7 protein-coding genes and 1 pseudogene are annotated in these 6,487 nt (G+C 44.6%); 5 read left to right on the forward strand and 3 right to left on the reverse strand.

The genetic code is table 11. The features are described from left to right. From KTQ90_RS12440 to KTQ90_RS13980, 4 genes and pseudogenes are all read left to right on the forward strand, one after another. Nucleotides 1-246: pseudogene (locus KTQ90_RS12440) on the forward strand (hypothetical protein); the annotation flags it as partial. A gap of 72 nt (nt 247-318) precedes the next feature. Continuing rightward, the gene (locus KTQ90_RS12445) at nt 319-591 is read left to right on the forward strand and encodes a hypothetical protein (RefSeq protein ID WP_068855006.1); all 273 of its coding nucleotides are present in this window, start codon (nt 319-321) and stop codon (nt 589-591) included. Beyond that, a complete protein-coding gene (locus KTQ90_RS13975; protein WP_199658369.1) occupies nt 494-787 on the forward strand; it encodes an IS1/IS1595 family N-terminal zinc-binding domain-containing protein in 294 nt (97 codons plus the stop codon). The genes KTQ90_RS12445 and KTQ90_RS13975 overlap by 98 nt, the downstream gene beginning before the upstream one ends. Nucleotides 788-917: 130 nt before the next feature. After that, nucleotides 918-1,043, forward strand: a complete 126-nt coding sequence (locus KTQ90_RS13980) for a hypothetical protein (RefSeq protein ID WP_353888547.1) — start codon at nt 918-920, stop codon at nt 1,041-1,043. A gap of 207 nt (nt 1,044-1,250) precedes the next feature. Here the strand turns inward: KTQ90_RS13980 and mobC are convergent, their stop codons facing one another. Genes mobC through mobA form a run of 3 tightly spaced genes read right to left on the reverse strand, consistent with a single transcriptional unit; the run spans nt 1,251 to nt 4,953 of the window. Beyond that, complete coding sequence (gene mobC / locus KTQ90_RS12460) at nt 1,251-3,257, reverse strand: conjugal transfer protein MobC (RefSeq protein ID WP_217318700.1); 2,007 nt, start codon at nt 3,255-3,257, stop codon at nt 1,251-1,253. 38 nt (nt 3,258-3,295) lie between these two features. Further along, nucleotides 3,296-4,549: a conjugal transfer protein MobB gene (mobB, locus tag KTQ90_RS12465; RefSeq protein WP_217318701.1), complete on the reverse strand. Its 1,254-nt coding sequence runs from the start codon at nt 4,547-4,549 to the stop codon at nt 3,296-3,298. Then, nucleotides 4,534-4,953: a conjugal transfer protein MobA gene (mobA, locus tag KTQ90_RS12470; RefSeq protein ID WP_032856281.1), complete on the reverse strand. Its 420-nt coding sequence runs from the start codon at nt 4,951-4,953 to the stop codon at nt 4,534-4,536. The genes mobB and mobA overlap by 16 nt, the downstream gene beginning before the upstream one ends. 750 nt (nt 4,954-5,703) lie before the next feature. Here mobA and KTQ90_RS12475 point away from each other — a divergent pair. Then, nucleotides 5,704-6,462, forward strand: a complete 759-nt coding sequence (locus tag KTQ90_RS12475; protein ID WP_217318702.1) for a ParA family protein — start codon at nt 5,704-5,706, stop codon at nt 6,460-6,462. Nucleotides 6,463-6,487: the final 25 nt, after the last annotated feature.

Raw genomic sequence — 6,487 nt, forward strand, 5'->3', positions numbered from 1 at the left:
GGAATAATCCCACTTGAAACCTTACCAGAGTATAAGGTAATGGGCGTCATACATCCAGAAGCGGTTCGCTCTCTTTGGGTAGATAAACAATATATCCAATCATTGAAGCAGTTAAGTCACTGTGATATAACAATGATCATATTAAAATTAAAAGATAACAAGATTGATACCATTGAGTTTACCAATTTTGGGAAATATAAAATGACGGATGGAATGAGCGTAACATCATATTTAAAATTTAGATAATGCGGTAATGGCCAAAAGACGTAAAGAAATTCCAGTAAGCGAAAGAACTGTTATTTTGAAAGGATTACGAAAATGAAAAAAACATTACCCGTTGGCGGAATTAAATATGGAATAAGATGGGTAATGCTTCAAATCGGGAGTTGTTGTAATAATCATCTGATTATCAATGTGATTTTTAAAAGATTAGGCGTAAAGGCAGGGAAAGATTCTCTGCCTTTTGCTATATTTGTAACCCAAAACAAAGAAAATGAATATACGAGAACGCTTCGGCACTTTATGCTCCAGATTGGGAGTCGAGCTTCAATGTCCACATTGCTACTCAAACAATATTATCAAAAGTGGTAAAAGTAGTACAGGTAAACAACGCTACCGATGCAAACATTGCCAGAAGCGTTTTATTACTGACTACACATACAAAGCCTATCTTCCTAACTCTGACACCAAAATCACTCAACTGACCAAAGAGGGATTGGGTATTCGCAGTACGGCACGAATATTGGGAATTTCATTACCACCTTGCTTAAGAAGATTTTGCAGATAGTAAGCAATATCAAGCAGCCACCTACCTCTGTAGGCAAGACCTACGAAGTGGATGAGATGCGCATTTTTATCGGTAAAAAAATCATCCGCGCTGGTTAGTGTACGCCTTGGATAGAGAAACTCGCAAGGTTGTGGCTTTTAAAGTGGGCAGACGTACCAACCGTACTCTGTCTGTTGTGCTTCAAAGTCTTTTTCTGTCCAAAGCCAAAATGATTTACACCGATAAACTGAAAAAATACAGTTATCTCATCAGCTGAAAAATACACCGTACCGTTTTCCGTTCTACCAACCATATCGAGTGGCACAATCTTACACTTCGTATCCACCTGAAACGACTGAACCGAAAACGATTTGTTACAGCCGCAGTTTATCAGTGCTAACAGCTATCATAAGGATTTACCTGTGGGTATAGCTACGGTCCGTAATCATAACACCGCAACCACAATACCCAATCCGTGTTTGCACTACTTGTCTGGAATGAGATGGGACAAGGCAGGGGTGTTTTTTATCCTTTGAATCTCCGAATCAACCAGCGTCAGTATCTCTTGTTTTACCTTACGATAGTTGGCTTCGATAGTCTCTTTGAGATTATCGGAGCCATCTTCGTTTTTGAATTCCACTATCACTGGGATAGGCTGGTATGCTTTCATTTCTGCCGACACCTTGACGCTATCCACCACTATCTCCGCATGGAAAATCTTTTGGTCGATGCGTTCGTCGAAGTTATCGGACACCGCACCCACGAATATACCTTGTGTGAGGTTGGAAATCTTGCTTGCCGGGATAAGGCTATCCATTTGCGTGGAAATGGAGGTGGATTTGTCGTTGCGGTTGATGGTCATGGACTGCCGTTGCTGTAGCACCTTTCCGAAGCGTTCGCTAAGTGTCTTGGCAGTTTCGCCCACAACTTGACCGCTAAACACATTGCCTACAGTGTTCTGGATTACCTTGCTCTCCTTGTCGCCATAGTCACGGGTAAGCTGCGAAAAGTCCTGAAAACCCAAGCACACGGCGACCTTGTTGCTTCGGGCTGTGGCGATAAGGTTATCCAACCCACGAAAGTAGATAGTCGGCAACTCGTCGATTATCACAGACGATTTGAGCTGCTTCTTCTTATTGATGAGCTTCACGATACGGCTATTATACAGACCAAGTGCTGCCGAATAGATATTCTGGCGGTTGGGATTGTTACCTACAACCAGCACTTTCGGCTCCTTGGGATTATTGATGTCAAGCGAAAAATCATCGCCCGTCATCACCCAATAAAGGGCTGGTGAAATCATTCGTGAAAGCGGTATCTTGGCACTGGCTATCTGTCCCTGCAACTGATCCTGCGCTCCTCCCTCCCAAGCGTCCATAAAGGGAGAAAGATAGTTGGCAAGTTCATCGTAAGAAGTGAGTATCGGGAATATCTGTGCGTAAGGACGGTTCAGAAACTCGATAGCATGGGGAAAGGTGCAGTACTTTCCTTTCTCATATATCTTCAGAAACCAAATGATGGCAGCCAGCAAGATAATCGGCGACTCCACAAAGAAGTCTCCCTGCTTCTGAATCCACGAACGGTTAAGGTTGAGCATAATAGTATAGGCACTCTCGTAGGCATCCGATATATCCGTCATAAAGGCGGGATTGATAGGATTGCACCGATGCGACTTTCTCGGATCATCGAAGTTGATGACATAAAACTGAGGTTTTACCTTGTAGGCATCCAAGTGATGAAGCAGGTGATTGTAGGCTATCTCTGACAAATCGGGGAACTTATAGTCGTAGATATACATGGCAAAGCCTTTCTCAATCTGCTGCTTGATATAGTTGTTCACAATGGCGTAAGACTTACCCGAACCCGGCGTGCCGAGCACCATCGAGGCACGGAAGGGATTGACCACGTTAATCCAACCTTTGTTCCACTTCTTCTTATAGTAAAAACGTGTAGGCAGATTGACAGAATACTCGTTCACCATGAGTTTGGTCTCCTGCATGAAACTCTCGTTCTCATTATTGAAGACATCTTCCATGAGGTTGTGTTTCAAGAGCCTGCTAATCCAGAGTCCTCCCATCAACAGGCAGATATAACCCGCTGTCATTGTAAAAATGTACAGCGTGGCATTGCCCAAATGTGATATAGGCAGAAGCAATAACCACCAGTTGAGGAAGAACAGACAGGAGCCAACAGCAAGAACCGTCCAAATCCTGTTCCAACTCATCTTTTCCGCTTTCACGCCCTTGGTTCCCAGACATGAGAGTGCCAGGAGCAGAAGCGAAAACAGCTTGGTATAGAGGATAGAATGAAATAAACCACCTGTTCTGTTGAAGTTGATAAGGATTCTGTCAACCCCCCCGATTGTCACTCCCCACATGCGCATTGCCTCATAGCAATACCAATACACATTCATAATAGCGAGAATTATACTCACGGCACGGAGAAAATCCATGATTTTTCCCAATGCTCTCAAATCGTCTTCTTGTGCCATTGTTTTTTCTGTTTTGAAGTTATACCTTGATAATACGATTAAAGGTTTCTCCCTTTTCGCTTCTTTTTCTTTCTGCGTAACTCTCTATCGAATGCTGCTTCCTGTGCCTCGTTGGAAGAACCATTCCCTGCCATAAGTCCAAGACCGCTGCCGTACTCATCGAACAAGCCAGAACCATGATATTCCTGTTCCGGCATTATGCCATCTTCCTTCGGGATGGTAAGCGGTATCGGCTGCACATTCTCGTAAGGCAAGGTGAAGTGCTCCTGCAGGGCATTGGCAGAAAGATTCGTTCCAAGTCTTGAACCATTGAACACGCTTTGGGTGCGGTGGTCAATGAATGTTGCTCCGTAGATACGGCCGTCAGCTGTATGTCGGAAAACAACATCAATACCCTTTGCTTTCAGCAGTTCAACGAACTTATCCTTATGGTACGTCTGCTTCAAGACAGCTTCCACACTATGACGGGTCATCTCGGAGAGTTTCTTTTCCTCCTTGAACTTCTTGGTAGAATAAGCGAACCGTTTTTCTATTGCCTCCACACCGACAGATTTGTCAATCTTGGAAGCCTTGAAAGGATTTCCAACTTTATTGCCCTGTCCGTCCGTGGCAGAATAGACAAAACCATGATACTCATGACCGCCAACTTCGCCTCTGACTTCCTCCAAGGATATATTATATAAGGAGAGAAGTGCACGGTACTCGCCCAAGGACTGGAACCTGTAGGTAGCGCAGAGAGATTTTACTGTGTTGGCAACCTGCTTCTTCACATTGCCTTGGCTTGCATCCACCTTACGAAGTGGATTGTCGAATCGACGTTGCTTGCGGTCTGCCTTGTTGAGATTGTACTTCATCTCCAAGTCACGAGTGATAGCCTTGCTCTTATGGTAGTTGTATCGGCTATCCAAGCACTTGCCGTTTTCATCCACTCGGATGGTCACGATGTGCATGTGGTGACGGTCAATGTCCTCATGCTTGTAAACCATGTATGGCTGGTTGCCATATCCCATGCGCTCCAAGTATTCCCGTGCGATGTTCTCCATCTCCATATCCGTCAGCACATCATCAGGATGCGGATTCAGGGAGATATGCACGACAGGCTTCTCTGTTCTGATGTGCGGAGAAAGGTATCGCTGGAAATCACGCAAGGCGTTGGCGATGCTCGTCTTTCCCGAACAATCATCGAAGATCTTGTTCGTTGCCAAGAGCTTTCCCTCTTCCTTGTTAATCTTCTCACCATTGTATGCCAGTGCGCCATACAATGAACTTCCGAAACTTATCTTTGCGACCATCTTTCCTCAAACTTACGGGTTAGTTCAACAATCTCACGGGTAAGAGAGACCAGTTCCCTGGTGCAGTTCTCCAGCTTATAGAGCAAAGCCATCGCCTTTTTCTCTGAGAAATGACAACGGAGTTCCTTGACAACCTGGTTGTAGTTGTTGCCAATCATTCGGTACTGCGAGTGAAAAGAGGAAAGCTTGGTGTAGTATTCCACCAGTGTCTTGTCCTCTCGCAACACCTTGAACGGCTCGCCGAAGATGCGTGCCTTGGCAAAGACAGCCTTTGCCTTCACATCAGTCTGCTCATACATGACGAGGAATTTCATCCACTCGTCATCGTCGAACCGAAGCATCACATGGTGCGACTTCGGGTTCAGCTTGGGGATTCGTCCCCCTCGTTTTCTTTCTGTGTTCATATTAAAATGGATTAAGTGGTACATGCGGCTATAATGGAATTGCACAAACTATCGTCAGATTGGAACATGGGGAGCCCGACTTCGGAGAGGCTACCAACCCGGCAGGGCAAGGTCTTTGGAGAGTAACTCCAAAGGTTTTGAGTAACTCAAAACATACCTTGCTATGTCTTTGAGGACATAAAAATCCGCTTAGGGTGGATTGAAGTTAGCCTTCGTAAGAAGCTGTCCCCATCCCGAATGGACGCTGTTCGGGAAATCCTGTCCTTTGCGGAGCATCAAGCCTTAGTTCTTCTCGGAACGATATGGATGCGCCATCCATTGTTTTGCCTTTCGGGTGCAAAATTACGGCTAAAATAGCACCCTTGGAACAGATGCACCCCAGACAACCACTGCAACTATCGGCAACATGCTGCCACAGGATTTGAAAACCATTGTTTTTCGGAAAAAGCGTTGTTACTTTGCAGCCGTAAACATCGAACTAATGATTTGAAAATATGATGAAACAAGCATTTGTAGAAATGAATAAACCTGTCATTATTGCAGTATCGCCTTGCATCAATGATGCGCTACTGACGTACAGACTTAATGATTCACTGTCGTACTGTCGTATGGAAATGATGAAGCACTGCAATGGTTCAAGGTCTCCATAATGGAGCAATGACTTATAGACATGGACACTTATGTGTTCATATCATTTAATTGGCAGAAAATCATGGAAGTGAGTTATCAACAAATTAAAAAGTTAAAGATATGAGTAAAACAAGATTTGTAGCTTTTGCGACACAGAAAGGTGGAATCGGAAAATCCACCATCACGGCTCTTGTAGCCAACTACATTCACAATGTTAAAGGTTTCAATGTAGTGGTCATTGACTGTGACGAACCACAGCACAACATCGCAGACCTGCGTGATGAGGAAATGGAACTCATCAAGGACAGCGTTTATTTCAAGGCACAAGCCTGTGAGCATTTCAAGAAGTTGGGCAAGAAATCCTACAGTGTTACGAGAAGCAATGCACTCAACGCACTTGATGACGCAGAGAAAGTGTTGGAGGAATCTGAGGTTGAACCCGACTTTATTTTCTTTGACATGCCGGGAACAATCAAAAGCGAAGGTGTCATGAAGACCTTGTCACAGATGGATTACATCTTTGTTCCGGTCAGCGCTGACCGCTTTGTGATAGAAAGCGCATTGAGTTTTGTCCAGATGTTCTACGACAACCTTGTGACTCCGGGCTTGTCTGTCACCAAGGAACTTGCATTCTTCTGGACGATGGTTGACAAACGAGAACGCACGAATTTATATGAAGTGTATGAAGGAATGTTTGCTTCTCTCGGCTATTCACTTCTCAACACACGACTTCCTGACAGCAAGCGTTTCAGAAGAGAACTGTCGGAGAATCGAAAGGCTGTGTTCCGTTCCACCATCTTCCCTGCAGACCCGAATCTGTTGCGAGGAAGTGGCATCAAGGAGTTGTCTGACGAGATTTGTGAAATCATAAAGACATGAGCCTATGGTAAGCAGAAAAATCAAC

The organism is Leyella stercorea (assembly GCF_019052365.1).
GTDB lineage: Bacteria > Bacteroidota > Bacteroidia > Bacteroidales > Bacteroidaceae > Prevotella.